The following is a 26,536-nucleotide window of genomic DNA, read 5'->3' on the forward strand; positions in this document are numbered from 1 at the left end:
ATTGGATATGCCACAATTTGATTCTTTATTGGCGGACCAGACGGTGGTTCGGCAGCTGTTCCGCTTCAGTGCTGCGATACGGATTGATATCCAGCCCGCCACGACGCACATAGCGCGCAAACACCGTGAGTTTCTCCGGCTTCAACAAACGCTGCAGGTCGAGGAAGATCCGCTCCACGCATTGTTCGTGGAAGTCCGAGTGCTGGCGGAAACTGACGATGTATTCCAGCAGACTGGCGTGATCCAGCGCCGCGCCGCGATATTCCACCACCACGCTGCCCCAGTCCGGCTGACTGGTCACCGGGCAGTTGGATTTGAGCAGGTGGCTGTGCACGCTCTCTTCGACAATCTTCGAATCATCGCAACGCAGCAGCTCGGGGCGCGGATGCTCATAGTTGCTGACGCTGATGTCCAGATCGTCGATGCACACGCCCGGCAACGCCACGACGCCTTCGGCTTCGACGTCCTTCAGGTTGCGTACACGTACGCCGACCGGTTTGCCGGCAGCGGCCGACAGGTCCTTGACCAGCGTCGCTTCCAGGCTGGCGATGTCGGCGAACGGCGTCTGGTTCAGCGAGTTCAGGTACAGCTTGAACGACTTCGATTCGATGATGTTCGGCGAATCCGCCGGAATGCTGAATTCACCGATCGCCACCACCGGCTTGCCCGACGGCAACAGCCACGACAGTTCGAAGCAATTCCAGAAATCCACACCTTTATACGGCAGGGTTTCGGCGGTCAGGCCCAGCTCGGCCCATTTCGCGGTGCGCGGAATCGGGAACAGCAGGGACGGCGTGTACGTGGCGATGTATTCGCTGGATTTGCCCAGCGGCGAATGTTCGGCTGCGGGATGCATGGCGGAAACCTGACTGAAGAATCAGCGGATTCTATCAGCCTTTGCGCCCGCCTTTGAGTGCTTACTGACTGACAGTCAGTTTGCCGACCATGCCCGCCTGGTAGTGACCGGGAATATTGCAGGCAAATTCCAGGCTGGTGGCCTTGCTGAAGGTCCAGGTCAACTCGGCGGTCTTGCCCGGCTCGACCAGCACGCTGTTGGGGTCGTCGTGCTTCATGCTGTGGTCCATGCTGCCGTGAGCCATGCCCGCCATATCGTGGGACATTTCTTTCATGCCGGTAGGCGTGAGCATGCCGCTTTGCTGCATTTGCAACATTTCCTGCTGGTGTCTGGCATGCATCGCGGCGTCACCGAGGTTGAATTCGTGCAGCAACTGGCCTTTATTCACCAGCACAAAGCGAACGGTCTCACCGGCCTTGACCTGAATGGCTTTCGGGTCGAACGACATGTCGTTCAGCACCACCTCGATGCTGCGGGAGGCCTTGGCTGCAGGCGCCGGCTGGCCGAAATCATACGTGTGCGCGGGCGCGGCCCAGACAGGTGAACTCAGCGCCAGCAAACAGGCGGCGACGGCCAGAGGGTTGCGCAAAAACATAGTCATACTCCAACAAGATAAGGTTCAGCCTGTGGGAAACTCTAGCCCGCCTGCGCTGGCAGCGACCTGACAGACAGATTACAACTTTGTCAGGTTGGCGCCTGTCGCCTGCTCCCACGGTATAACGCTTTTGTTCCTACAACCCGAGCCGCCCATGAAATTGCTGATCGTCGAAGACCAACCGAAAACCGGCCACTACCTGCGCCAGGGCCTGACCGAGGCCGGGTTCAACACGGAACTGGTGGCCGACGGCAACAGTGGTCAGCAACTGGCCTTGAGCGGTGAATATGCGCTGCTGATTCTCGACGTGATGCTGCCCGGGCGCAGTGGCTGGCAGATTCTGCACGCGGTGCGCAGTGCCGGCCTCGACACGCCGGTACTGTTTCTCACCGCCAAGGATGCCGTGGAAGACCGGGTGCACGGTCTCGAACTCGGCGCCGACGACTATCTGGTCAAACCGTTCGCCTTCTCCGAGTTGCTGGCCCGGGTGCGCAGCCTGTTGCGCCGTGGCAGCGCCCTGCCCCAGGAAACCAGCCTGCAACTGGCCGACCTGCGTCTGGACCTGATTCGCCGCCGGGTCGAACGCAACGGCCAGCGCATCGACCTCACCGCCAAAGAATTCGCCCTGCTGGAAATGCTCCTGCGCCGCCAGGGTGAAGTGTTGCCGAAATCGTTGATTGCCTCGCAGGTCTGGGACATGAATTTCGACAGTGACACCAACGTGATCGAAGTGGCGATCCGGCGTCTGCGCCTGAAGATCGACGATGACTTCCCCGACAAACTGATTCACACCGTGCGCGGCATGGGTTACGTGCTTGAAGAGCGCCCTGCCTGATGCGTCGTCTGTCGCTGAGCTCTCGTCTGGCGCTGCTGTTCGCCGCCTGCACCGCTGTGGTCTCGCTGTTCGCCGGGGTGCTGTTCAGCCGCGCCAGCGAGGCGCACTTCATTGAGCTCGATCAGCAATTGCTCGACGGCAAGTTGATCGGTTTGCGCCGGGCCTTGCAGGATGTGCAACCCGCTCAGCGAGAGGCGCGGCTGGCGGATGAGCTGAGCCGTCAGGCCGACCTGGCACTGCGTATTACTGGCAGTGACGGCCAGCGCTGGTACGACAGCTCGATCAATTTGCCGCAGGACTTACCGCAACAGCCGGGCCTGTCGACCATCAGCCATGACGGCGCCGACTACCGCGTGCTTAACGCCCCGCTCGATCCAGACCAATCCGATTCGCCGCAACTGACGCTGCTGCTGGACATCACCCATCATCAGCACTTCCTGCAACGCATGCAGCATCTTATCTGGCTGACCGTCGGCCTGTCAGCGCTGGCCACCGCGCTGCTCGGCGCCTGGGCTGCACGCAGCGGCTTGCATCCGCTGCGGCGCATGAGTGCAGTGGCGCGTGGGATTTCCGCACATTCGCTCAACGCCCGACTGCCGGAAGCGCAAATGCCGCCGGAGCTTGCGGAAATGGCCCACAGCTTCAACGCCATGCTCGGACGCCTCGATGACTCGTTTCAACGGCTGTCGGCGTTCTCGGCCGACATCGCCCATGAACTGCGCACACCGCTGTCGAACCTGCTGACCCACACCCAAGTCACCCTCACCCGCCCACGCCCGATCGAGGATTACCGCGAAGCCCTGCACAGCAACCTCGAAGAACTGCAATGGATGGCGCAACTGGTCAACGACATGCTTTATCTGGCCAAGGCTGACCACGGTTTGCTGATGCCCAAGCGTGAGGCACTGGAACTGGCGGATGAGAGCGATGTGCTGCTGGAGTTTTTTGCGCCACTGGCCGAGGACGCCGGGGTGACGCTGAGCCGCGAAGGTCATGCGCGTATAGAAGGCGATCGCAGCATGCTGCGCCGGGCCTTGTCGAATCTGCTGGATAACGCGCTGCGCTTCACCCCGGCGTCAGGCAGCGTGCGCCTGTCCATCGTCGATCAACCGCACATAGCGCAGGTGTCGGTGGAGAACAGTGGCGAAGGCATTTCGGCAGAGTTGTTGCCACGGCTGTTTGACCGGTTTTATCGAGCAGATCCGGCGCGGCAGGAAGGCAGCAGTGAACATGCGGGGCTGGGGCTGGCGATTACCCAATCGATCGTGCGGGCGCATGGCGGGCAGATTCATTGCGAATCGGCTGCGGGGCGGACGCGGTTTGTGATCGAGTTGCCCAAGAAGGATTGAGGCCGACAGTTCCGGCCCCTTCGCGAGCAAGCTCGCTCCCACATTGGATTCGTGAACGACACAGTTCCAGTGTGGGAGCGAGCTTGCTCGCGAAGGCGGAATTGAAACTCAGGAATATCTCAGCGCGTGAGCCGGCTCGATCTTCGCCGCCCGCAACGCCGGGTACACCGTCGCCAAAAAGCTCAGAATAAAACCCGCCGAGCAGATCAACAGCACATCCCCGCCCTGCAATTCCGAAGGCAGGTTGCTGACGAAGTACACGTCGGAACTGAAGATGTGCTGCCCGGTAACGCGCTCGACCCAACCAACCATTTCGCTGACGTTCAGCGCCGCGATCACGCCGAGCACGCCGCCAATCAAGGTGCCGACAATCCCGATCACCGTACCCTGCACCATGAAGATCGCCATGATCTGCCGTGGCGTGGCGCCGATGGTGCGCAAGATCGCGATGTCCGCGCCTTTGTCGTTCACCACCATGATCAGCGTGGCGATGATGTTGAACGCCGCCACCGCGACAATCATCAGCAACAACAGGCCGATCATGGTTTTTTCCATTTTCATCGCGCTGAACAGGCTGCCCTGGGTGTGGGTCCAGTCGTCAGCTTTGAACTCGGCACCGAGGCCTGCAGCGATGTCCGAGGAGACTTTCGGCGCGGCGTACAGATCCTTCACCGCGAGGCGCACGCTCTGCACCTGATTCGGCTGCCAGTGCTGCATGGTGGCAGCATCGGCCACGTGGATCAGGCCCATCGAGCCGTCCAGTTCGGCGCCGACCTTGAACACACCGACCACGTTCAGTCGCTGCATGCGCGGGGTGATACCACCCGGTGCGGTGCTGACTTCCGGGACGATCAGGGTGATCTTGTCACCTACGTTGAGACGGAAGCGGCGCGCGGTGATTTCACCGATCACCACGCCGAACTCGCCCGGTTTCAGGTCATCGAGACGCCCCTGCACGATGTGCTGGGCCACGATCGACACCTTGCCTTCCTGAGCCGGATCGACACCGCTGATCTGGATCGGCTGCATCAAGCCCTTGTAGGACAGCATGCCTTCCATCTCGGTGAACGGCACGGCGGCGGTCACTTCAGGATTTTTCAGCGCGGTGGCGGCCACCGGCTGCCAGTCATCGATCGGCTTGACGCCAACGATGGTCGCGTGCGGCACCATACCGAGGATGCGCGAGCTCATTTCGCGCTGGAAGCCGTTCATCACCGACAGCACCACGATCATCGCCAGCACGCCGAGGGCGAGCCCAATCATCGAAGTCATCGAGATGAACGAAACAAAGCGATTGCGGCGCTTGGCGCGGGTATAGCGCGTGCCGATAAAGATCGATAACGGTCTGAACATTCGCTGGGGCACCGTATAAAAAATCAAGCTTAAAAAAGCGGCCAATCGCTTGAGAGCGTAGCGAGCGAAGGAAAGACAAGGCAAAAACAGGCGAGGAAGCGGAGTCTACTGGCTGTAAATGAGCATTCCGAGCCTGTTTTTAACGCAGTATTTCCGAGCGCAGTAGCTCTCAAGCGATTGGAGTCAGGCAGCCTTCCTGCAATTGAAGGACGCGGTCCATCTGGCGGGCCAGGTTCATGTCGTGAGTCACCACCAGGAACGCCGTGCGCATCGAGGTGCTGAGTTCCAGCATCAGATCCTGAATGCCTTCGGCAGTGTGCGAGTCGAGGTTGCCGGTCGGCTCGTCGAGCATCACCAGGCCTGGATTGTTCACCAGCGCCCGGGCGATGGCCACACGTTGGCGTTCGCCGCCGGACAGCTCCGCCGGTTTGTGCTCCAGACGATGGCCCAGACCGACACGCTCCAGCAACGCGGTAGCGCGCTGACGTGCTTCCGGGATCGCAGTCTTGCCGATCAGCAGCGGCATGCAGACGTTTTCCAGCGCGGTGAATTCCGGCAGCAAGTGGTGGAACTGGTACACGAACCCGAGGGCACGGTTACGCAGCAGGCCACGCTTCTTCTCGCTCAGCGCCGACAGTTCTTCGCCGTCGAGCCAGACGCTGCCCTCGGTTGGGGTGTCGAGGCCGCCCAGCAGGTTGAGCAAGGTACTTTTGCCCGAACCGGACTTGCCGACGATCGCCACACGCTCACCCGGGTGCAACTCCAGTTGCAGACCGGCCAACACTTGCACCGACTCCGGGCCTTCCTCGTAGGATTTGCCCAGTTTTCGGCAGCTCAAGATTGCTTTATCACTCATGCCCGACTCACTCATAACGTAGCGCCTCCGCCGGCTGGGTGCGCGCGGCACGCCAGGCGGGATACAGGGTGGCGAGGAAACTCAGGACCAACGCAGCGGCGCAGACCATGACCACGTCCTGGCTCTGCACCTGCGATGGCAGGTAATCGATGAAATACACGTCGGCGTTGAGGAACTTGTGGCCGATCAGCCCTTCGAGAGCGGAAATCGCCGCACTGACGTTGAGCGCAGCGAGAATACCGAGCACCGCACCAATCGCCGTACCGACCACGCCGATCACGGTGCCCTGCACCATGAACGTACGCATGATCGTCCCCGGCGTGGCGCCGAGGGTACGCAGAATGGCGATGTCGCTCTTCTTGTCATTTACCACCATCACCAGCGTGGAAATGATGTTGAACGCAGCCACCGCGACGATCAGCAGCAACAGCAGACCGATCATGGCTTTTTCCATGCGGATCGCCTGATACAGGTTGCCGTGGGTGCGGGTCCAGTCGCGGGCGTAGTAATGGTCTTCGCCCAACTGCTGGGCGATGGTCCAGGCCACGCGCGGTGCCTGGAACAGATCATCGAACTTCAACCGGATGCCCTGCACCTGATCAGGCTTCCAGCGGTGCATCTTCGCCAGATCCTGCAGGTTGGTGACGCCCAGATAGCCGTCCAGCTCACCGGCGCCGACATGGAAGATGCCGACCACGGTAAAGCGCTTCATGCGCGGAAACATCCCGGCCGGGGTCACGCTGACCTCCGGCGCAACGAAGGTGACTTTGTCACCGAGGCCCACGCCGAGCTTGGTCGCGGCCTTGTCGCCGATGACGATGCCGAAGCTGCCCGGCGTCAGGTCGTCGAGTTTGCCCTGCTTCATGAAGTTGTCGATGATCGACACATTGCGCTCGAGCGCGGGGTCGATGGCGTTGAGCAACACCTTGGACACCTGACCATTGTTGGTCAGCAAACCCTGCATCTGAGTAAACGGCGCAACCGCCGTCACCTCCGGGTTGCGCTTGACCTTGGCGGCCAGGCTCTGCCAATCGTTGATCGGCTCGCCGGTTTCAAGAGTCGCGTGGGGCACCATGCCCAGCACGCGGGTGCGCATCTCATGATCGAAGCCGTTCATCACCGAGAGCACCACGATCATCACGACCACGCCAAGGGCGAGCCCGATCATCGAAGTCAGGGAAATGAATGACACAAAATGATTGCGACGCTTTGCACGGGTATAACGCGTGCCGATAAATACGAAGAGAGGTCTGAACATGTCGGGGCTTGTTCGGAGGGAAAAGGAACGTCCTTGTGGCGGGGGTCGATAACCAGCTTTACACTCAGACCACCGCCGCTACCATGGGTTCGCCATGTCGACATTAGATGAAGAAGATCGCCGCGAATACTACCGTATCGAGGACATGATCGCACTGGAAATTCGGCCCCTGTCCGCTCCCGAAGCCGCAGGCCAGGAAGTGTTGCAGGATGCTTCCCCGCTGTTCAACCTGCTCAGCGAACTGCACCTGAGCGAATTCGAGTCGCAGCACCTGTTGCGCCAGATCAGCGAGCGCGACCGGGCGATCGCCGCGTTCCTCAAATCGCAGAACAAACGCATCGACCTGCTCAGCCAGGTGGTCGCCCTGACCGTGCTCGGCCATATCGGCGAGCCGCAACCGGTGATCATCTCCGAAGGCGGGATCGATTTTCAGCACCCGACCCCGATCGCCACCGGCGCGCACCTGTCGGTGAAACTGGTGCTGATGCCGCAGGCGCTCGGCCTGCTGCTGCGCGCCCGCGTCACCCATTGCGACCGCAAGGGCGACGGCTACGACGTCGGCACCGAGTTCGAACACTTGACCGACGCCCAGCGCCAGTTGCTCGCCCGCTATATCTTGCAGAAACAGGCCCAGGAACGACGCCTGGCCCGTGAACAGAACGAATCCGGCATTTAAATTAAGGAAGCACCGTGACCCTCATCTACGGCCACCGCGGCGCCAAGGGCGAAGCACCGGAAAATACCCTGACCAGTTTTCAGGAATGTCTCAAGCACGGCGTACGCCGTTGCGAACTGGATCTGCACCTGTCCAAGGACGGCGAGCTGATGGTGATCCACGACCCGACCCTCAAACGCACCACCGACCGGCGCGGCAAGGTGGTGGAGCACACCGCCGCCGAACTGGTGACCTACGACGCACGCAAGGGCGGCCCGGGCTGGATCAAACCGTGCCCGATTCCGACGCTGGAAGAACTGTTCGAGAAATGCGATTTCGAGCACTGGCAGCTCGAAGTCAAAAGTGCCTCGCGCACCCGTGCGGCGACCACCGTGCTGGCGATTCGCGAAATGGCCCAGCGTCATGGTTTGCTGGATAAAGTCACGATTACTTCGAGTTCGCGGGAAGTGCTGAAAGCGGCGCTGGACCTGGTGCCGGACGTGTCACGGGGACTGGTGGCCGAATACGCCTGGCTCGATCCGTTGAAGGTCGCGGCCAGCTATGGCTGTGAGATTCTGGCTTTGAACTGGACGCTGTGTACGCCGGAACGCCTGCAGAAGGCGCAGCGTCAAGGGCTGCATGTGTCGGTGTGGACCGTCAACGAGCCTGCGCTGATGCGCAGACTCGCCGACTTCGGCGTTGACAGCCTGATTACAGACTTTCCCGGTTTGGCCACTGCCACCCTCGAGAATTGCTGAAATCGGTCTCCCCGGCCGGCTCAGGCCACCGGCCGGAGCCCGTCAAAAAAGCCGGTTGAGGCCGTCGTACGCCGCTACCCGATAGGCTTCGGCCATGGTCGGGTAGTTGAACGTGGTGTTGACGAAGTACTTCAGGGTGTTCAGTTCGCCCGGCTGGTTCATGATCGCCTGACCGATGTGCACGATCTCCGATGCCTGATAACCGAAGCAGTGAACGCCCAGCACTTCCAGGGTTTCACGGTGGAACAGGATCTTCAGCATGCCTTGCGGCTCGCCGGCGATCTGCGCACGCGCCATGCTCTTGAAAAACGCCTTGCCGACTTCGTACGGCACCTTGGCCTGGGTCAGCTCCTGCTCGTTCTTGCCGATCGAGCTGATCTCCGGAATGGTGTAGATGCCGGTCGGCACATCATTCACAAAGCGCCAGCTACCGTTATCGACGATGCTGCCGGCCGCCGAGCGACCTTGGTCGTGGGCGGCACTGGCCAGGCTCGGCCAGCCGATCACGTCACCGGCGCCGTAGATGTTCGGCACGCAGGTGCGGTAAGCCTCGTCGACTTCGATCTGGCCACGGCTGTTGACCTTGACCCCGATGTTTTCCAGACCGAGCTGGTCGGTGTTGCCGGTACGGCCGTTGCACCAGAGCAAGGCGTCGGCCTTGATCTTCTTGCCGGACTTCAGGTGCAGGATCACACCGTTGTCCACGCCCTCAACGCGATCGTAATCCTCGTTGTGGCGCACGGTGATGTTGTTGTTGCTGAAGTGGTAGCTCAACGCCTGGGAGATTTCCGAGTCGAGAAAGCTCAACAACTGACCGCGGTTGTCCACCAGTTCAACCAATACACCCAGACCGCTGAAGATCGAAGCGTATTCGCAACCGATCACGCCGGCGCCGTAAACGATCAGTTTGCGCGGGGTGTGGCCGAGGCTGAGGATGGTATCGCTATCGTAGATACGCGGGTGATTGAAATCGATGTCCGCCGGGCGATAAGGGCGCGAACCGGTGGCGATGATGATGTGCTTGGCCACCAGCTTCTCGACCACGCCGTTGGCGCAGACCACTTCGATGGTTTGCTCGTCGGCGAAGCTGCCGGTGCCGAAGAACACGTCGACGCGGTTACGAGCGTAGTAGCCAGTGCGCGAAGCGACTTGTTTGGAAATGACTTTCTCGGCGCTTTTCAACACGTCCGGGAAGGAGAACCAGCGCGGTTCGCCGATCGCCCGGAACATCGGGTTGGTGTTGAACTGCATGATCTGCCGCACCGAGTGACGCAGGGCCTTGGACGGGATGGTTCCCAGGTGGGTGCAGTTGCCGCCGACCTGGCGACGGCTGTCGACCATTGCCACCTTGCGCCCCGCTTTGGCGGCGTTCATTGCCGCACCTTCTCCCGCCGGGCCGGAACCCAACACCACCACGTCGTAGTTGTAGACAGCCATGCGTACTCCTCAGAACAGGCCGCGGTGCCAGCAGCACCGGCGGCTAAATCACGCCGAATCGCGGCGCGAAGGAACAATTGGGGGTCAGTAAAGAACCCGGACACAGTCTATAGAAGCGTCAACGCCGCGCACATTAACCCTTGGTCGCGTCGTAGGCTACTTTTGCCTGCACTACAACGCCAGCTTTCGTACTGTTTTCAGTCAACTTTTGCGCCACTGAGGCGCTCGAAAGCCGTACTGGTGCGGATAACAAAACCTGTATCGGCACGAATCACGAAGAATGCACCAATGTCGTGTTTTTCGGCATAGTCCCAGGCCCTTTCAGGCCCGAGAATCAGCAACAGCGTCGATAGTCCATCGGCCATCAACGCTGAAGGATGAATCACCGTGACTGACGCCAGGTTGTGCAGGACCGGCGCCCCGCTACGCGCATCGAAGGTGTGGGAATAACGCCGGCCACCTTGCAGGAAATAGTTGCGGTAATCACCGGAGGTGGAGACGCCGTAGCCATCCACTTGGATGATCCGTTCGGCCACCTGTTGATCGTCACGCGGCTCCTCCAGCGCGATGCGCCATGCCGAACCGTCGAGTTTTTTGCCCTTGGCTTTCAGCTCGCCTGTGGCTTCGGCGAGATAATCATGGATGCCCATGGCGTCGAGCCGGGCGGCGATGGTGTCGACGGCGTAACCGGCAGCGATGCTGTTGAAGTCGACTTCCACCGGCGCATCCTTGCACAAGCGGTCGCCGTCGACATGCAAATGGCGGTAGCCGACCCGTTGCAGGGTTTCGGCCAGCGCGGCGGAGTCGGGGACTGTCTCTTCACGCCCTTGCGGGCCGAACCCCCACAGGTTCATCAGCGGTTCGACAGTCAGGTCGTAGGAACCTTCGCTTTGCTCCGACAGCTGCTCGCCGACACGGACCAATTCGAGCACGGCAGCCGGCATGGTCTGACAGCTGTTCGCTGGCAAGGCATTGAAACGTTCGATGTCGGAGTCATTGCGATAGGTCGACATCTGCCGATCCACTTTCGCGAGGATAGCCTCCACTTCCCGGCGAACTTGCGCCGGTTCGGCAATACCCGAGTGCCGCACGTACTTGATCGAATACGTGCTGCCCATGGTCGGCCCCCCAAAGCTTTCCATGGACTCACCGTTGCCACAGGCAGCGAGGACAACCGCCACACTCACAAGCCAAACCCACCGTCCAGTGAACAATTCTTCATCTCCCCATAAAAGCGCGCCGGCCATTATGGATCAAAGGCCCGCACGCTCCCCAACGGATGCAACGCGTCATAAGAAACCAATAATGAGTAACTGAAAATGTCCTCGACCACGGGCAAAGGCAAAGCGATTTTTCGCGTTGTCAGCGGCAATTTTCTCGAGATGTTCGACTTTATGGTCTACGGCTTCTACGCCACGGCCATCGCCAAAACCTTCTTCCCGGCCGACAGCGCCTTCGCTTCCCTGATGCTGTCCCTGGCCACCTTCGGTGCCGGCTTCCTGATGCGTCCGCTGGGCGCGATCTTCCTTGGTGCCTACATTGACCGTCACGGTCGTCGCCAGGGCCTGATCATTACCCTTGCGCTGATGGCCGCCGGTACGATCCTGATCGCCTGCGTGCCGGGCTATGCCACCCTGGGTGTCGCAGCGCCGTTGATCGTGCTGTTCGGTCGCTTGCTGCAAGGCTTCTCGGCCGGTGTCGAGCTGGGCGGTGTTTCGGTGTATCTGGCGGAAATCGCCACGCCGGGCCGCAAGGGCTTTTTCGTCAGTTGGCAGTCCGCCAGCCAACAGGCAGCGGTAGTCTTTGCCGGGTTGCTCGGGGTTGGCCTCAACCACTGGCTGAGCCCGGAACAGATGGGTGACTGGGGCTGGCGCGTGCCGTTCCTGATCGGCTGCATGATTGTTCCGGTGATCTTCGTCATTCGTCGTTCCCTGGAAGAAACCCCGGAATTCCAAGCGCGTAAACATCGCCCTACCCTGCGGGAAATCGTCCGTTCGATCGGCCAGAACTTTGGCATCGTCATCGCCGGCATGGCGCTGGTGGTGATGACCACGGTTTCGTTCTACCTGATCACCGCCTACACCCCGACCTTCGGCAAGGCTGAACTGCATCTGTCGGATTTCGACGCGCTGCTGGTGACCGTGTGCATCGGTCTGTCGAACTTCTTCTGGCTGCCGGTGATGGGCGCGGTGTCCGACAAGATCGGGCGCAAACCCCTACTGCTGGCGGCGACCATTCTGGCGATCCTGACCGCCTATCCGGCGCTGTCGTGGCTGGTGGCGAACCCGAGTTTCAGTCATCTGCTGATCGTCGAACTGTGGCTGTCGTTCCTGTACGGTTCGTACAACGGCGCGATGGTCGTGGCGCTGACCGAAATCATGCCGGTGGAAGTGCGCACCACCGGCTTCTCGCTGGCCTATAGCCTGGCGACGGCGACCTTTGGCGGCTTTACGCCGGCGGCCTGTACCTACCTGATTCACGTGCTCGACAACAAGGCGGCACCGGGGATCTGGCTCAGCGGTGCGGCGGTGCTGGGGTTGATTGCGACGCTGGTGCTGTTTCGCGGAAACAAACATGAGCTGCGGACTGCGCAAGCCTCGATAGTCGGCGGCGCCTGATCGGACGCCTTCGCGAGCAAGCTCGCTCCCACAGGAGATTTTCTGAGCGACACAGATCCAGTGTGGGAGCGAGCTTGCTCGCGAAGGGGCCAGCACTGACAACACAGCTCTAAAAGGCCCAAAAACAAAAACGCCCCGACCAAAGTCGGGGCGTTTTCATTTGCAGCTAAAGCTTAGCGCGGGAACGCTGGCGGGTTTACACCGGCCATGTCTTCCATCACGCGAACCACCTGGCAGCTGTAGCCGAACTCGTTGTCGTACCAGACGTACAGAACAACACGGTTGTCCTGAACGATGGTCGCTTCAGCGTCGACCACACCGGCGTGACGCGAACCCACGAAGTCGGTGGACACCACTTCCTGCGAGTTGACGAAGTCGATTTGCTTGTGCAGATCGGAGTGCAGCGCCATGTAGCGCAGGTACTCGTTCATCTCTTCACGGCTGGCGGCTTTCTCAAGGTTCAGGTTGAGAATGGCCATCGACACGTTTGGCGTCGGAACGCGGATCGCGTTACCGGTCAGCTTGCCGGCCAGTTCAGGCAGAGCCTTGGCAGCAGCAGTGGCAGCACCGGTCTCGGTGATCACCATGTTCAGCGCGGCGGAACGGCCACGGCGATCGCCCTTGTGGAAGTTGTCGATCAGGTTCTGGTCGTTGGTGTACGAGTGAACGGTTTCGACGTGACCGTTGATGATGCCGAACTTGTCATTCACAGCCTTCAGCACCGGCACGATGGCGTTGGTGGTGCAGGAAGCGGCGGACACGATCTTGTCGTCAGCGGTGATTTCGTTGTGGTTGATACCGTGAACGATGTTCTTCAGCTTGCCTTTGCCAGGCGCGGTCAGCACAACGCGAGCGACACCTGGGCATTGCAGGTGCTGACCCAGGCCATCGGCGTCACGCCATACACCGGTGTTGTCCACCAGCAGCGCGTCTTTGATGCCGTACTGGGTGTAATCCACCTCGGTCGGGTTCTTCGCGTAGATCACCTGGATCAGGTTACCGTTGGCGGTGATGGTGTTGTTTTCTTCGTCGATGACGATGGTGCCGTTGAACGGACCGTGTACCGAATCGCGACGCAGCAGGCTGGCGCGTTTGGTCAGGTCGTTTTCGGCGCCTTTGCGCACGACGATGGCACGCAGACGCAGACCGTCGCCACCACCGGTTTTCTCGATCAGGATGCGCGCCAGCAGACGGCCGATACGACCGAAGCCGTACAGCACAACGTCGGTGCCTTTGCGGGCCGAAGCGTTTTGCTGGCCAACAACGTCAGCCAGTTCTTCACGCACGAACTGCTCGGCGCTGCGGCCATTGCCTTCGCTGCGGAATTTGAACGCCAACTTGCCCAGGTCTACCGAAGCCGCGCCGAGCTTGAGCTCGCTCATGGCTTTCAGCAGAGGGAATGTTTCGTGGACGGAGAGTTCGCTATCGTCGGAGGAACGGTGGCGAGCAAAGCGGTGAGCTTTGAGAATCGCGATGACAGACTGGTTGATCAGGCTGCGGCCATAGATCGAGCTCACCACGTTGTTATTGCGGTAGAGCTGACCGATAAGCGGAATCATCGCTTCTGCGAGTGCTTCACGGTCGATCCATTCACCAAGACACTGGTCGGGCTTCTGAGTCACGGGAACCTTCCACATGTAGGGGCAGAAAAAAGGGGCTACATTATGCCGCCGAGAACCTCTTGTAGCAATGCGCGCTTGTCGCGCAATCGGTAACAAAATTCCGTTCAAAAAAATTACGCCCCGCGCCAGCCCAGTAAAACCGGGGCTTCCAGCGCAGTCAATTTTTCGACGACTGTTAGACGATATCTGTAACCCTCCGTAACACCAGTCGATTTCGGCACTACATAACCCTGAAAAAAGTGCTCGTTTTTATGGTTACCACTACATTTTGCGCAAAGCGCGAAGATAGACGCAGTCTGCAACTGACAGCCGGCACCGGACGCCGTTACAATTACCGACTTTGTCGCAAAGCCTGGAGCTCAACCTTCCGTGCCCGTTCTGCGTCTACCGCTTCTCCCTGCCGCGGCAGGTAAACAGCATTGGGGCAACCTGCCCGGTGCTGCCCTCAGCCTCGCGATTGCCGAGGCTGCCAGCGCTGCCAAGCGCTTCACCCTGCTACTGACCGCCGACAGCCAGAGTGCCGAACGGCTGGAACAGGAGCTGAGTTTCTTCGCCCCGGATTTGCCCGTGCTGCATTTCCCCGACTGGGAAACCCTGCCGTACGATCTGTTCTCGCCGCACCAGGACATCATTTCCCAGCGCATCGCCAGCCTTTATAGACTGCCGGAACTGGCGCACGGCGTGCTGGTAGTGCCAATCACCACCGCCCTGCACCGCCTGGCGCCGACCAAATTCCTGCTCGGCAGCAGTCTGGTGCTGGATGTCGGGCAGAAGCTCGATGTCGAACAGATGCGCGCGCGGCTCGAAGCCAGCGGCTATCGCTACGTCGATACGGTTTACGAGCACGGCGAGTTCACCGTACGTGGCGCGTTGATCGACCTGTTCCCGATGGGCAGCAAACTGCCCTATCGCATCGACCTGTTCGACGACGAAATCGAAACCCTGCGCACCTTCGACCCGGAAAACCAGCGTTCCATCGACAAGGTCGAATCGGTCAAGCTGCTGCCGGCGCGAGAGTTTCCACTGCAGAAAGATGCGGTCACCCGCTTTAAGGCGCGGTTTCGCGAGCGTTTCGACGTCGACTTCCGGCGTTGCCCGATCTTCCAGGACCTGAGCAGCGGCATTACGCCGGCCGGCATCGAGTACTACCTGCCGCTGTTCTTCGATGAAACCTCGACACTGTTCGATTACTTGCCGCAGGACACCCAGGTGTTCTCGCTGCCGGGCATCGAACAGGCGGCAGAAAACTTCTGGAACGACGTGCGCAATCGCTACGAAGAGCGCCGCGTCGATCCATCGCGCCCTCTATTGCCGCCTGCGGAATTGTTCCTGCCGGTGGAAGACTGCTTCGCCCGCCTCAAGAGCTGGCCACGGGTCGTCGCCAGTCAGCAGGACGTCGAATCCGGTGCCGGTCGCGAGCGCTTCCCGGCGCAGGCACTGCCAAACCTGGCGATCGAAGCCAAGGCCACACAACCACTGGCGGCGCTCTCGACATTCCTCGACGAATTCCCCGGACGCGTGCTGTTCACCGCCGAATCCGCGGGCCGGCGTGAAGTCCTGCTGGAGCTGCTGGAACGGCTGAAGCTGCGGCCGAAAACCGTCGACAGTTGGCCGGACTTCGTTTCGAGCAAGGATCGCCTGGCGATCACCATCGCCCCGCTCGACGAAGGCTTGATGCTTGATGACCCGGCGCTGGCGCTGGTGGCGGAGAGTCCGCTGTTCGGTCAGCGCGTCATGCAGCGTCGTCGCCGGGAAAAACGCGCCGACGCCAACAACGATGCAGTGATCAAAAACCTCACCGAGCTGCGCGAAGGCGCGCCGGTGGTGCACATCGATCACGGTGTCGGGCGTTATCTGGGCCTGACGATTCTGGAAATCGACAACCAGGCTGCAGAATTCCTCACTCTGGAATATGCGGAGAACGCCAAGCTCTACGTGCCGGTGGCCAACCTGCACTTGATCGCCCGTTACACCGGCAGCGATGATTCGCTGGCGCCGCTGCACCGCCTCGGCTCCGAGACCTGGCAGAAAGCCAAGCGCAAGGCGGCCGAACAGGTGCGCGATGTCGCTGCTGAATTGCTCGACATCTATGCCCGTCGCGCCGCTCGCGAAGGCTATGCGTTTGCCGACCCGAAAGCCGATTACGCAACCTTCAGCGCCGGTTTCCCGTTCGAAGAAACCCCGGACCAGCAGGCCACCATCGAAGCCGTACGCGAAGACATGCTTGCGCCAAAACCGATGGACCGGCTGGTCTGTGGCGACGTCGGTTTCGGCAAGACCGAAGTGGCGATGCGTGCCGCATTCATCGCCGTGCACGGCGGGCGTCAGGTGGCGATTCTGGTGCCGACCACCCTGCTCGCCCAGCAACACTACAACAGCTTCCGCGACCGCTTCGCCGACTGGCCGGTGACCGTGGAAGTGATGAGCCGCTTCAAGTCGGCCAAGGAAGTCAATGCGGCGATTGCCGATCTGGCCGAAGGCAAGATCGATATCGTCATCGGTACGCACAAGCTGCTGTCCGACGATGTGAAGATCAAAAACCTCGGACTGGTGATCATCGACGAAGAACACCGTTTCGGTGTCCGCCAGAAAGAACAGCTCAAGGCCCTGCGCAGCGAAGTCGACATTCTCACCCTGACCGCCACGCCGATTCCGCGCACGCTGAACATGGCAGTGTCGGGCATGCGCGATCTGTCGATCATCGCCACGCCGCCGGCGCGCCGCCTGTCGGTGCGCACCTTCGTCATGGAGCAGAACAAGAGCACGGTCAAAGAGGCCCTGCTGCGTGAACTGCTGCGCGGTGGGCAGGTTTATTACCTGCACAACGACGTCAAAACCATCGAGAAGTGCGCGGCGGATCTCGCCGAACTGGTGCCGGAAGCTCGGATCGGCATCGGTCACGGGCAGATGCGCGAACGTGAACTCGAACAGGTGATGAGCGACTTCTATCACAAGCGCTTCAACGTGCTGATCGCCTCGACCATCATCGAGACCGGCATCGACGTGCCGAGCGCCAACACCATCATCATCGAGCGCGCCGACAAGTTCGGTCTGGCGCAGTTGCACCAGTTGCGCGGACGCGTGGGCCGCAGTCACCACCAGGCTTACGCCTACCTGCTGACCCCGCCACGCCAGCAAATCACGTCCGATGCGGAAAAGCGTCTGGAAGCGATTGCCAACACCCAGGATCTGGGCGCTGGTTTCGTGCTGGCAACCAACGACCTGGAAATCCGTGGCGCCGGCGAACTGCTCGGCGACGGCCAGAGCGGGCAGATTCAGGCCGTGGGTTTCACGCTGTACATGGAAATGCTCGAGCGCGCAGTGAAGTCGATCCGCAAGGGCGAACAGCCGAACCTCGATCAACCGCTCGGCGGTGGCCCGGAGGTCAACCTGCGGGTGCCGGCGCTGATTCCGGAAGACTACCTGCCGGACGTTCACGCCCGCCTGATTCTGTACAAGCGCATCGCTTCAGCCACCGACGAGGAAGGCCTGAAGGATCTGCAAGTGGAGATGATCGACCGTTTCGGTCTGTTGCCGGAGCCGACCAAGAATCTGGTGCGCATCACTGCGCTGAAGTTGCAGGCCGAACAGCTGGGTATCAAGAAAGTCGACGGTGGCCCGCAGGGTGGACGCATCGAGTTCGCCGCGCAGACGCCGGTCGACCCGATGACCTTGATCAAACTGATCCAGACTCAGCCAAAACGCTACAAATTCGAAGGCGCGACGATGTTCAAGTTCCAGGTGCCGATGGAGCGCCCGGAAGAGCGCTTTAATACTGTAGAGGCGCTGTTCGAGCGCCTCCTCCCGAAAACCGTTTGAAGGACGCCGCATGCGCCTGTTTCGCTCACTGACTTTGCTACTCACTTTCGTAGCACCGATGGCGTTTGCCGATGACCTGTATCAGGTCGAAATGATTCTGGTGCGCCAGAACGCCGTGCCGGCGATCGTCAGCCGTGCCGCCCCGGAAGACTGGGCCGCCGGCGCTCAACGCCTGGGTGATGACAGCCTGCGCACACCCGCGCTCGGCGACGTTGCCAGCAAACTCAGCGCCAGCGGTGATTACAGCGTGCTGATGCACAAGGCCTGGCAGCAGACCCTCGGCGAGGCGCCGACCAAAGTGGCCGTCAGCGACGGCAAGGAACAGTTCGGTCAGTTCCCGATCGAGGGCACCCTGGAAATGAAACTCGGGCGCTTCACCGACGTGAACGCCGACTTCTGGGTCAACCAGATCGACGCCAACGGCCTGGTCACCGCCAGCGAACGCCTGAAACAGGACAGCCACACCAAGAATGGTCAGCTCAACTACCTCGACAACGGCCACCTGGCCCTGCTGATCAAGATCACGTCCCTGACGGCGCCGGCCCCTCGGCAAGCCCCTGAAGCGATTCCGGACTGATCGAAGTCCTTATGTCCCCGCCCCTGAGTAAACCGTTGGCACCCTCCTGGGTCAGCCGATTCAAGGAACAGAGCCTGGAGCGTGGCCGCCGCTACGCCCTGGAGAACCGGGTACGCATCGCGCAGGTGGGCGATGCGACCATCACCGCCAGTTGCGAAGGCTCTGGTGGCAATGTCTACCGTCAGACCATTCACTTGCGCGAGTCAGCCAAAGGCACCCTGCTGCTGGTTGACGCCACCTGTACCTGCCCGGTGCGCAACAACTGCAAACACTGCGCTGCGGTACTCCTGCAAGTGCAGGAAACCCTCGAATACCCTGCCGCCGCGAAAGACGCCGAACTGCTGGAAAAGCTTCAGGCCGTGCTGGAGAACCGCAGCCCCAAGGCGCCGCCACAAGTGCTGGTGGATAACGTGCAGCCACTACCGCGCTTGTGGCTGGCCAGCGTTGAGTTCAGCGCATTCGAACCGCGCAACGGCAAGATGCAGCGTTACATCCAGCATCGTGCAGCGCTGTCGTTCAGTTATCTGGATGAATACGTCAGCGGGCAGAAAAACAGCGACATCCTGATCCGTCAGGAAACCCAGACCCTGCGGATAAAACGCCACCCTGAGGTGGAACAGTCCTACCGCGAACAGTTAAGAATCCTCGGCTTTCGTATCGCCACGCGCCAGAGCAAAGCGCTGCCGGAAAGCGCCGGCGAGCTGTACGAGATGGTTAACGACAGTGCCTGGCTGACGTTCACCCTCAATGAACTGCCGAAGCTGCGTACCCAAGGCTGGGAATTGCAGATTGACGAGGAATTCGGTTTCGACCTGACCGCCGTCGACGACTGGTACGCCACCGTCGAACAGGCGCCGGAGCGCGACTGGTTCGATCTGGAACTGGGGATCATCGTCAATGGCGAACGCCTGAGCCTGCTGCCGATCCTGCTCAATCTGATGCGCTCGCACGCGGAAATCCTCAATCCGGAACGCCTGGCGCGGCGCCGCGATGACGAGCTGATTCTGGTCAATATTCCACAGCGCAACAGTGAGCACGGGCCGCTGCAAGTGGCGTTGCCCCTTGGCCGACTGAAACCGGTGCTGGCGACGCTGGGCGAGTTCTACTTGCAGGAGCCGGGCGAAACCACCCTGCGCTTGAGCAAGGCCGATGCCACACGCCTCAACTCGCTGGAAGGCATTCCCCTGCTGTGGGAGGGCGGCGAGCAGATTCGAAGTTTCGCCCAACGCCTGCGCGACATCCGCGACTACAGTGCACAAGCGCCGAAGGGCTTGAACGCGACGCTGCGTCCTTATCAGCTCGAAGGCTTGAGCTGGATGCAGTCACTGCGTCAGCTTGAGGTCGGCGGCATTCTGGCGGACGACATGGGTCTGGGTAAAACCCTACAGACCCTGGCGCATATTCTCAGCGAGAAAAACGCCGGGCGCCTGGATCGACCGTGCATGGTGGTGATGCCCACCAGCCTGATCCCGAACTGGCTCGACGAAGCTGCGCACTTCACGCCGCAACTGAAAGTGGTCGCGCTGTACGGTGCCGGCCGCAAAAAGCATTTCGACCATCTGGCCGACTTCGATCTGATCCTGACCACGTATGCGCTGCTGCCCAAGGACGTCGAACGGCTGGCACAACAGCCCTTGCACGTGCTGGTGCTCGACGAAGCGCAGTACATCAAGAACCCCAACAGCAAGGCCGCGCAGGCCGCTCGCGAACTCAACGCGCGCCAGCGCCTGTGCCTGAGTGGCACACCGCTGGAAAACCACCTCGGTGAGTTGTGGTCGCTGTTCCACTTTCTGCTACCGGGTTGGCTCGGCGATATCAAAAGCTTCAATGCCGACTACCGCGTGCCGATCGAAAAACGCGCCAGCGAAGTCAGGCTGCAGCACCTCAATGGGCGGATAAAACCGTTTCTGCTGCGCCGCACCAAGGAACAGGTGGCCACCGAACTGCCGCCCAAGACCGAGATCATCCACTGGGTCGATCTCAACGAAGCCCAGCGCGACGTGTACGAGACCATGCGCCTGGCGATGGACAAGAAAGTCCGCGACGAAATTACTCGCAAAGGCGTGGCGCGTAGCCAGATCATCATTCTTGAAGCCTTGCTCAAGTTGCGTCAGGTCTGCTGCGACCTGCGCCTGGTCAACGACGCTACCCTGCCCGCCCGCGGCAGCACCTCGGGCAAGCTCGACAGCCTGATGGAAATGCTCGAAGAGTTGTTCGAAGAAGGTCGGCGAATTCTGCTGTTCTCGCAGTTCACCTCGATGCTGTCACTGATCGAAGATGAACTGAAAAAACGCAATGTGGCCTACGCCTTGCTGACCGGTCAGACCCGCGATCGGCGCACGCCGGTGAAGGAATTCCAGAGCGGCAAGCGTCAGATCTTTCTGATCAGCTTGAAGGCTGGCGGCGTCGGCTTGAACCTGACCGAAGCGGATACGGTGATTCATTACGATCCGTGGTGGAACCCCGCCACCGAGAATCAGGCGACTGACCGTGCGTATCGAATCGGCCAGGAGAAGCCGGTGTTCGTCTACAAGATGATTGCCCGCGGCACGGTGGAAGAGAAGATTCAGCACCTGCAGAAGGAAAAGTCTGACTTGGCAGCAGGCGTGCTGGATGGGCGCAAGGCCGGGGACTGGAAACTGCAGAGCGATGATATCGAAGCGCTGTTTGCGCCGTTGCCGGACAAGTTCGACAAGCGTTGAAATGTGCTCTTTCAGATAGATTGCCATCGCTGGCGAGCCAGCGATGGGGCCAGCAGATATCGAACTCTGGCCTGGACAGTCAACCCCTGGAAACCGGCAGCGGCGCAAACAGCGCCTCGATGTCACTCTGCTCCAGCTTGAACCCACCTGTCGTACCACCTTCCAGCACCGCCCCGGCCAGCGCAGCCTTCTCCTGCTGCAGCGCCTGGATTTTTTCCTCCACGGTGCCTTTGGCAATCAACTTGTAAACAAACACCGGATTGTTCTGCCCGATACGATAAGCGCGATCAGTTGCCTGACTCTCCACCGCCGGGTTCCACCACGGGTCGAAGTGGATCACCGTGTCCGCAGCCGTCAGGTTCAGACCGGTACCGCCAGCCTTGAGGCTGATGAGGAACAACGGCACCTTGCCGCCCTGGAATTCCTTCACTGGCGTGCGCCGATCGGTTGTGTCGCCAGTCAGCAACGAATAACCGATAGCGCGCTGCTGCAACTCCTGCTCGATCAGCGCCAGCATCGAAGTGAACTGGGAGAACAGCAGGATGCGCCGACCTTCGCCGAGCAACTCTTCGAGCATCTCCATCAGGCTGATCAGCTTGCCGCTGCCCGAGCGCAATGCCTTCGCCGTAAGCGGCATGTTGATCAAGCGCAGATCGCAGCAGACCTGCCGCAGCTTGAGCAAGGCATCAAGAATAATGATCTGACTGCGCGCCACACCACTGCGGGCAATTTCGTCGCGCACTTTTTTGTCCATCGCCACGCGAACGGTTTCATAGACGTCGCGCTGGCCGTCGCTGAGTTCAACCCAATGGATGATTTCGGTTTTCGGCGGCAGCTCAGTGGCGACCTGATCTTTCTTGCGACGCAGCAAAAACGGCTTGATGCGCGCCGTCAGGTGCTGCATGCGCTGGACATTGCCATGCTTCTCGATCGGTGTGCGGTAATCGCGGTTGAAGGATTTGCTGTCGCCCAGCCAGCCAGGCATGAGGAAATGAAACTGCGACCACAGCTCGCCGAGATGGTTTTCCAGTGGCGTGCCGCTCAGACATAAGCGCTGACGGGCCTGCAAGTCACGTGCGGCCTGCGCCGCTTTGCTCAGCGGGTTCTTGATGTTCTGCGCTTCGTCGAGAATCAGTACGCTCCACGACTGCGGCCGCAACGTTTCAAGATCCCTGGGCAGCAAGGCGTAAGTGGTCAGCACCAAGTCGTATTCGGCGAGATTGGCGAAGTCTTTTTGCCGCCCGGTCCCATGCAGCGCCAGGACCTTCAACTGAGGCGTGAAGCGCTGGGCCTCGTCGAGCCAGTTGGGAATCAGACTGGTCGGCATCACCGCCAGTGCCGGGCAATCGAGGCGCCCGGCGTGCTTTTCCGTAAGCAGATGCGCCAGGGTCTGCAGGGTTTTGCCCAAGCCCATGTCATCGCCAAGAATGCCGCCGACCTCCAGCTCCCGCAGAGTCTGCATCCAGCCAAGGCCTTCGAGCTGATATGGGCGCAGTTGCGCATTAAGGCCGGCCGGCGCAGCAATGTGGGTGTGACTGGAATTGTGCAGCCGCTTGGCAAAAGTGCGCAGGCGTTCGCCGCCCTGCCATTCCAGTGGCAAGCCATCGAGCATACTCAGGCGCGCGGCGTCTGGAGCAGTCAAGCGCAGCGCATCGCCCTGATGTCCGCCCAGGTACAGCTCGCCCAGCGTCGCCATCAGCGGTTTGACCCGACTCAGCGGCAACGCCACCTTGGCGCCTGCCGGGTCGCCAAAACCGCTGGGCTTGAGTTCAATAAGGAGTTTTTCGTCGTCGCTGCGTTGCGCCAGATTCACCGGGTCGAGCAAACGTGGCTGGGTGCGCAACAGATGCAGAAGGATCGGCAACAAGCTGTAGCGCTCGCCATTGACGACGATGCCCAGTTGCAGATCAAACCATTGATGCCCGACCTCCTCTTCAACCTCCGCGTACCAGTGTTCAACCGGCTGCACATCGAAATGGAAGCCGGGACTGATTTCGATTTCCCAGTCCGCGGCGCGCAGTGTGGCAAGCCCTTCGTGCATGAATCCGAGCCAGGCGGAATCATCCGGCAAGGTGAACATCTCGCCGGGACGATCCATAGCGCTCTTGCGCGTGGCTTTTTTGAAGCCGTGCTTTTGCAGGCTCTGGCGCAGCTTCTTTTCCATCGCAGGCTGGCGTCGAATGCGCTGGGTTTCAGTGCCATTGAGGATCATCACTTCCGGATGACGATCCACCGCCGGATGACCGTTGTAGGTAAACACCAGAGCGGCGCGGTGCTCCAGAACGTATTCCCAGCGCGAACGCTCCCGGCCGCTGACCAAGGTCAGTTGCGGCTGCGGAAACACGTCATCGATGATTCGTTCGGTGAGTTTGTGCGGCGGCGGGATTTTGGTCATCGCGCTCATGCGATGGCTGAACTGCATGGCCTGACGCGCGGGGATGTCTGGGGCGAGGGTCAAATGGCAGGCCAGTTTTTCTTCCAGCTCACTGAACAGAGGGCCAACCTGTCGCTGCTCACGATCGAGGTAATAAAGCGGCTCCAGCGCCAGCACGGTTTCCTGCGTAGCCTCGGCACTGCTCCACTGGGCGCGGAACCCACCGTCGGCCTGCTCGGCCCAAGAGAACAGCCCCATGCGTTTCGCGCCCGGCGTCAGTGGTTGCAAGTTTTCGAAGTCGAGGAACAGGCGCGAGGTGCGCAGGAGCATTTCCAGCAGTTCCGCGCCACTGCTGCCTTCCAGCGGATAGCCGCTGTAATAGGCATGATGGGAATGCATGGCGACCAACAGCCTGGCGACGCGCAGATCCAGTTCGGACAGATAACCGGGCTGACGCATGAGCATGTCCGACAGCGAATACATCGGTTTTACTTCGCGTAACTCGCCGCTCTTGAGCTGATAGACCTTGAAAATATCAAGCAGCCACTTGCCGTTCGCAGACGTGGGCTTGAGTTTGTAAAACAGGCGCGTGCCCGCGGTTTGCGCCCCTTCGTCGACGGGCCTGGCCGGGACGGGGACTGTCGAAAGCCAATGCTCCAGCGCCCGACCCAAGGGGATCTGTGCGTCACTTTCGGACGTATCGTCGTCAATGCCCTGCAGGTGATAGAGCACCGCCGCGCAGTGCTTGCAATCAATCGCGACGGGGCAGGTGCATAAGCAACGCAAATTAACCGATCCCAGGTGATCATCGGACAGGTAGATGATTTGTTCATACGCCTGACTTTCGGAACCGACGCAGAACGCCTCGATTTTCCTGTCATCGATCTCGATAATCTCTACCCGATCATCGGCAGCATAAGCGCGGGCCTTGGCCAACGCCTTGCTACTGAATGCGTCAGTCCATGTCAGCCCTTTAAGCCGCTCGATGAAAATGCTCATGGACAGCCCTTAGCTGGCCAACACCCGCGCGAGCGTCGATTTCACCTTGCCCATGCCGTCATGCAGCGCCTGCTCGATCTCGGCCATGGTAATCACCGCCGTAGTCTTGCCTGCTGCCGGGTTCACCACCAGCGACAGACAGGCGTAATCCAGATCCAGCTCACGGGCCAGTGCCGCTTCCGGCATGCCGGTCATGCCGACGATGTCGCAGCCATCGCGCTCCAGACGCACGATCTCGGCCACGGTTTCCAGACGCGGGCCCTGGGTGCAGGCATACACGCCCTGATCGCTGTATTCACAACCTTCGGCAGCCAGTGCGGCGATCAGTTGCTGACGCAGTGGCTCGCTGTAGGGGAAGCTGAAATCGATGTGGGTGACGTGCTCCAGATCATCGGCGAAAAACGTGTGCTCGCGACCGCTGGTGTAATCGACGATCTGGTGTGGCACGCAGAAATGCCCGGTGCCCATGGCCGGATGGATCCCGCCCACCGCGTTGACCGCGATGATCGCCTCGGCGCCGGCCTGCTTCAGCGCCCACAGGTTGGCGCGGTAGTTGACCTTGTGCGGCGGGAAACGGTGCGGATGGCCATGACGGGCGAGGAACAGCACTTCCTTGCCGGCGTATTCGCCGATCTGCACGTCGGCCGATGGCGCACCGTAGGGCGTGTCCACCGCCAACGACTGACGAATGCTCAAGCCTTCGAGCTGGGTCAGGCCGGTGCCACCGATGATTGCGTAAACCGTCATAGCAAAATCCTTAATCGATCAATTGAGCGTCTTTGAGCGCGCCGATAGCAGTGAGCCAGCGCGGATCCTGGCGGTAATCGGTACTGGCGAACGCCTGCCCGCGCATCCGCGCAATGCGCGGGGACGGCGTGACCTTCATCCGTTGCGCAGCACTCAGAGCCAGCTCGGCCGCAGCGCGATCGTTGCACACCAGGCCCATGTCGCAGCCGGCAGTCAACGCGGCTTCGATCCGGCTGGCGGCGTCGCCGACCACATGGGCGCCGGCCATCGACAGGTCGTCGCTGAAGATCACGCCGTCGAACTGAAATTCGCCGCGCAGGATGTCCTGCAACCAGCGGCGGGAGAACCCGGCAGGCTGCGAATCGACTTGCGGGTAGATGACGTGGGCGGGCATCACTGCGGCCAGCTGTTTGCTGAGTCTGGCGAAGGGGACGAGGTCGTTGGCGCGGATCTCGTCGAGGCTGCGCTCGTCATTCGGGATCGCCACATGGGAGTCCGCCTCGGCCCAACCGTGACCGGGGAAATGCTTGCCGGTGGCGGCCATGCCCGCGCTGTTCATGCCACGGATGAAGGCGCCGGCGAGTAATGCGGCGCGCTCGGGATCGCCCTCGAACGAACGGGTGCCAACCACGGCGCTGCGCTGGTAATCAAGATCCAGTACCGGGGCGAAACTCAGGTCGAGGCCGACCGCCAGCACTTCGGTGGCCATGATCCAGCCGCATTGTTCGGCGAGGAATTCGGCGTTCGGGTTGTCGGCAATGGCGCGCATCGCCGGCAGGCGCACGAAGCCCTGACGCAGGCGTTGCACGCGACCGCCCTCCTGGTCCACCGCCAGCAGCAGATCCGGGCGAATGGCGCGGATCGCCGCACTGAGCTCACGCACTTGGCGTGGATGCTCGATGTTGCGCGCGAAAATGATCAGGCCGCCCACTTCGGGCTGACGCAACAATTGGCGATCTTCGGCCGTCAGCCAGGTACCGGCGACGTCCACCATCAACGAGCCTTGCAGGCCAGCAGTCATAGAGATTCCTTGAAAACGAAAAACCCGATCCGCCAGAAATCGCTACCGTGAGCAGTGCTCGGCAGGTCAGTAATTTCTATGAAGATCGGGTTCAGAACGAGAGTC

General features: G+C 60.7%; 19 protein-coding genes. 8 read left to right on the forward strand and 11 right to left on the reverse strand.

Features of this window, described 5'->3' with window-relative positions:
* Positions 1 to 25 precede the first annotated feature (25 nt).
* Together queF and copI are read right to left on the reverse strand one after the other, a co-directional pair.
* Positions 26 to 856, reverse strand: a complete 831-nt coding sequence (queF, locus tag PMI25_RS07460) for an NADPH-dependent 7-cyano-7-deazaguanine reductase QueF (protein ID WP_007968207.1) — start codon at positions 854 to 856, stop codon at positions 26 to 28.
* Positions 857 to 917: 61 nt separating this feature from the next.
* A complete protein-coding gene (copI, locus tag PMI25_RS07465) occupies positions 918 to 1,451 on the reverse strand; it encodes a copper-resistant cuproprotein CopI (protein WP_007968204.1) in 534 nt (177 codons plus the stop codon).
* 154 nt (positions 1,452 to 1,605) lie between these two features.
* Between copI and PMI25_RS07470 the strand changes: the two genes are divergently transcribed.
* Positions 1,606 to 2,286, forward strand: coding sequence for a heavy metal response regulator transcription factor (locus tag PMI25_RS07470; protein WP_007968203.1), 681 nt, complete (start codon positions 1,606 to 1,608; stop codon positions 2,284 to 2,286).
* Complete coding sequence (locus PMI25_RS07475) at positions 2,286 to 3,635, forward strand: heavy metal sensor histidine kinase (protein WP_007968202.1); 1,350 nt, start codon at positions 2,286 to 2,288, stop codon at positions 3,633 to 3,635. Before PMI25_RS07470 ends, PMI25_RS07475 begins: the two co-directional genes overlap by 1 nt.
* A 108-nt stretch (positions 3,636 to 3,743) precedes the next feature.
* On the opposite strand, the gene PMI25_RS07480 is transcribed toward PMI25_RS07475, so the two are convergent.
* The 3 genes from PMI25_RS07480 to PMI25_RS07490 all read right to left on the reverse strand — a co-directional run bounded on the left by PMI25_RS07480 (position 3,744) and on the right by PMI25_RS07490 (position 7,102).
* Positions 3,744 to 4,988 (reverse strand): lipoprotein-releasing ABC transporter permease subunit, encoded by a 1,245-nt coding sequence (locus tag PMI25_RS07480; RefSeq protein ID WP_007968201.1) that lies wholly within the window; start codon positions 4,986 to 4,988, stop codon positions 3,744 to 3,746.
* Between the two features lie 169 nt (positions 4,989 to 5,157).
* On the reverse strand, positions 5,158 to 5,844 hold the full coding sequence (gene lolD / locus PMI25_RS07485; protein ID WP_177325700.1) for a lipoprotein-releasing ABC transporter ATP-binding protein LolD: 687 nt from the start codon (positions 5,842 to 5,844) through the stop codon (positions 5,158 to 5,160).
* A gap of 7 nt (positions 5,845 to 5,851) precedes the next feature.
* A complete protein-coding gene (locus tag PMI25_RS07490) occupies positions 5,852 to 7,102 on the reverse strand; it encodes a lipoprotein-releasing ABC transporter permease subunit (RefSeq protein ID WP_007968198.1) in 1,251 nt (416 codons plus the stop codon).
* A 94-nt stretch (positions 7,103 to 7,196) separates the two neighbouring features.
* Between PMI25_RS07490 and PMI25_RS07495 the strand changes: the two genes are divergently transcribed.
* Positions 7,197 to 7,778, forward strand: coding sequence for a PilZ domain-containing protein (locus PMI25_RS07495; RefSeq protein ID WP_007968195.1), 582 nt, complete (start codon positions 7,197 to 7,199; stop codon positions 7,776 to 7,778).
* A gap of 14 nt (positions 7,779 to 7,792) precedes the next feature.
* Positions 7,793 to 8,515 (forward strand): glycerophosphodiester phosphodiesterase, encoded by a 723-nt coding sequence (locus PMI25_RS07500; RefSeq protein WP_003226579.1) that lies wholly within the window; start codon positions 7,793 to 7,795, stop codon positions 8,513 to 8,515.
* 42 nt (positions 8,516 to 8,557) lie between these two features.
* Here the strand turns inward: PMI25_RS07500 and sthA are convergent, their stop codons facing one another.
* Both sthA and PMI25_RS07510 read right to left on the reverse strand, forming a co-directional pair.
* Entirely contained in the window at positions 8,558 to 9,952 is a 1,395-nt protein-coding gene (gene sthA, locus PMI25_RS07505) for a Si-specific NAD(P)(+) transhydrogenase (protein ID WP_007968192.1), read from the reverse strand.
* Positions 9,953 to 10,149: 197 nt separating this feature from the next.
* The gene (locus PMI25_RS07510) at positions 10,150 to 11,199 is read right to left on the reverse strand and encodes an FAD:protein FMN transferase (RefSeq protein ID WP_177325701.1); all 1,050 of its coding nucleotides are present in this window, start codon (positions 11,197 to 11,199) and stop codon (positions 10,150 to 10,152) included.
* 72 nt (positions 11,200 to 11,271) lie between these two features.
* Between PMI25_RS07510 and PMI25_RS07515 the strand changes: the two genes are divergently transcribed.
* Positions 11,272 to 12,570, forward strand: coding sequence for an MFS transporter (locus PMI25_RS07515; RefSeq protein WP_007968188.1), 1,299 nt, complete (start codon positions 11,272 to 11,274; stop codon positions 12,568 to 12,570).
* Positions 12,571 to 12,743: 173 nt separating this feature from the next.
* Here the strand turns inward: PMI25_RS07515 and PMI25_RS07520 are convergent, their stop codons facing one another.
* Positions 12,744 to 14,207: a glyceraldehyde-3-phosphate dehydrogenase gene (locus tag PMI25_RS07520; protein WP_003226583.1), complete on the reverse strand. Its 1,464-nt coding sequence runs from the start codon at positions 14,205 to 14,207 to the stop codon at positions 12,744 to 12,746.
* Between the two features lie 354 nt (positions 14,208 to 14,561).
* Here PMI25_RS07520 and mfd point away from each other — a divergent pair, with 354 nt between their 5' ends.
* Genes mfd through PMI25_RS07535 form a run of 3 tightly spaced genes read left to right on the forward strand, consistent with a single transcriptional unit; the run spans position 14,562 to position 21,290 of the window.
* A complete protein-coding gene (mfd, locus tag PMI25_RS07525) occupies positions 14,562 to 18,011 on the forward strand; it encodes a transcription-repair coupling factor (RefSeq protein ID WP_007968186.1) in 3,450 nt (1,149 codons plus the stop codon).
* Between the two features lie 10 nt (positions 18,012 to 18,021).
* Positions 18,022 to 18,588, forward strand: coding sequence for a CsiV family protein (locus PMI25_RS07530; RefSeq protein WP_007968185.1), 567 nt, complete (start codon positions 18,022 to 18,024; stop codon positions 18,586 to 18,588).
* 11 nt (positions 18,589 to 18,599) lie between these two features.
* Positions 18,600 to 21,290: a DEAD/DEAH box helicase gene (locus PMI25_RS07535; RefSeq protein ID WP_024164440.1), complete on the forward strand. Its 2,691-nt coding sequence runs from the start codon at positions 18,600 to 18,602 to the stop codon at positions 21,288 to 21,290.
* Positions 21,291 to 21,369: 79 nt separating this feature from the next.
* Here PMI25_RS07535 and PMI25_RS07540 read toward each other — a convergent pair whose 3' ends face one another.
* The 3 genes from PMI25_RS07540 to nagZ are packed head-to-tail and all read right to left on the reverse strand — an operon-like array spanning position 21,370 to position 26,419.
* The gene (locus PMI25_RS07540) at positions 21,370 to 24,663 is read right to left on the reverse strand and encodes a DEAD/DEAH box helicase (RefSeq protein ID WP_007961823.1); all 3,294 of its coding nucleotides are present in this window, start codon (positions 24,661 to 24,663) and stop codon (positions 21,370 to 21,372) included.
* 9 nt (positions 24,664 to 24,672) lie between these two features.
* Positions 24,673 to 25,410: an S-methyl-5'-thioinosine phosphorylase gene (locus tag PMI25_RS07545; RefSeq protein ID WP_007961822.1), complete on the reverse strand. Its 738-nt coding sequence runs from the start codon at positions 25,408 to 25,410 to the stop codon at positions 24,673 to 24,675.
* A 10-nt stretch (positions 25,411 to 25,420) separates the two neighbouring features.
* On the reverse strand, positions 25,421 to 26,419 hold the full coding sequence (nagZ, locus tag PMI25_RS07550) for a beta-N-acetylhexosaminidase (RefSeq protein WP_177325703.1): 999 nt from the start codon (positions 26,417 to 26,419) through the stop codon (positions 25,421 to 25,423).
* Positions 26,420 to 26,536 lie beyond the last annotated feature (117 nt).

Source organism: Pseudomonas sp. GM30, from assembly GCF_000282275.2.
Lineage (GTDB): Bacteria > Pseudomonadota > Gammaproteobacteria > Pseudomonadales > Pseudomonadaceae > Aquipseudomonas.

Excerpts from the sequence above, each read along its gene's own strand:
- PMI25_RS07515 (WP_007968188.1), top strand. The coding sequence starts at position 11,272 with ATGTCCTCGACCACGGGCAAAGGCAAAGCGATTTTTCGCGTTGTCAGC.
- PMI25_RS07530 (WP_007968185.1), top strand. The coding sequence starts at position 18,022 with ATGCGCCTGTTTCGCTCACTGACTTTGCTACTCACTTTCGTAGCACCG.
- PMI25_RS07480 (WP_007968201.1), bottom strand. The coding sequence starts at position 4,988 with ATGTTCAGACCGTTATCGATCTTTATCGGCACGCGCTATACCCGCGCC.
- PMI25_RS07470 (WP_007968203.1), top strand. The coding sequence starts at position 1,606 with ATGAAATTGCTGATCGTCGAAGACCAACCGAAAACCGGCCACTACCTG.
- PMI25_RS07495 (WP_007968195.1), top strand. The coding sequence starts at position 7,197 with ATGTCGACATTAGATGAAGAAGATCGCCGCGAATACTACCGTATCGAG.
- sthA (WP_007968192.1), bottom strand. The coding sequence starts at position 9,952 with ATGGCTGTCTACAACTACGACGTGGTGGTGTTGGGTTCCGGCCCGGCG.
- PMI25_RS07510 (WP_177325701.1), bottom strand. The coding sequence starts at position 11,199 with ATGGCCGGCGCGCTTTTATGGGGAGATGAAGAATTGTTCACTGGACGG.
- PMI25_RS07545 (WP_007961822.1), bottom strand. The coding sequence starts at position 25,410 with ATGACGGTTTACGCAATCATCGGTGGCACCGGCCTGACCCAGCTCGAA.
- PMI25_RS07520 (WP_003226583.1), bottom strand. The coding sequence starts at position 14,207 with ATGTGGAAGGTTCCCGTGACTCAGAAGCCCGACCAGTGTCTTGGTGAA.
- lolD (WP_177325700.1), bottom strand. The coding sequence starts at position 5,844 with ATGAGTGATAAAGCAATCTTGAGCTGCCGAAAACTGGGCAAATCCTAC.
- queF (WP_007968207.1), bottom strand. The coding sequence starts at position 856 with ATGCATCCCGCAGCCGAACATTCGCCGCTGGGCAAATCCAGCGAATAC.
- copI (WP_007968204.1), bottom strand. The coding sequence starts at position 1,451 with ATGTTTTTGCGCAACCCTCTGGCCGTCGCCGCCTGTTTGCTGGCGCTG.
- PMI25_RS07540 (WP_007961823.1), bottom strand. The coding sequence starts at position 24,663 with ATGAGCATTTTCATCGAGCGGCTTAAAGGGCTGACATGGACTGACGCA.
- PMI25_RS07535 (WP_024164440.1), top strand. The coding sequence starts at position 18,600 with ATGTCCCCGCCCCTGAGTAAACCGTTGGCACCCTCCTGGGTCAGCCGA.
- PMI25_RS07490 (WP_007968198.1), bottom strand. The coding sequence starts at position 7,102 with ATGTTCAGACCTCTCTTCGTATTTATCGGCACGCGTTATACCCGTGCA.
- PMI25_RS07475 (WP_007968202.1), top strand. The coding sequence starts at position 2,286 with ATGCGTCGTCTGTCGCTGAGCTCTCGTCTGGCGCTGCTGTTCGCCGCC.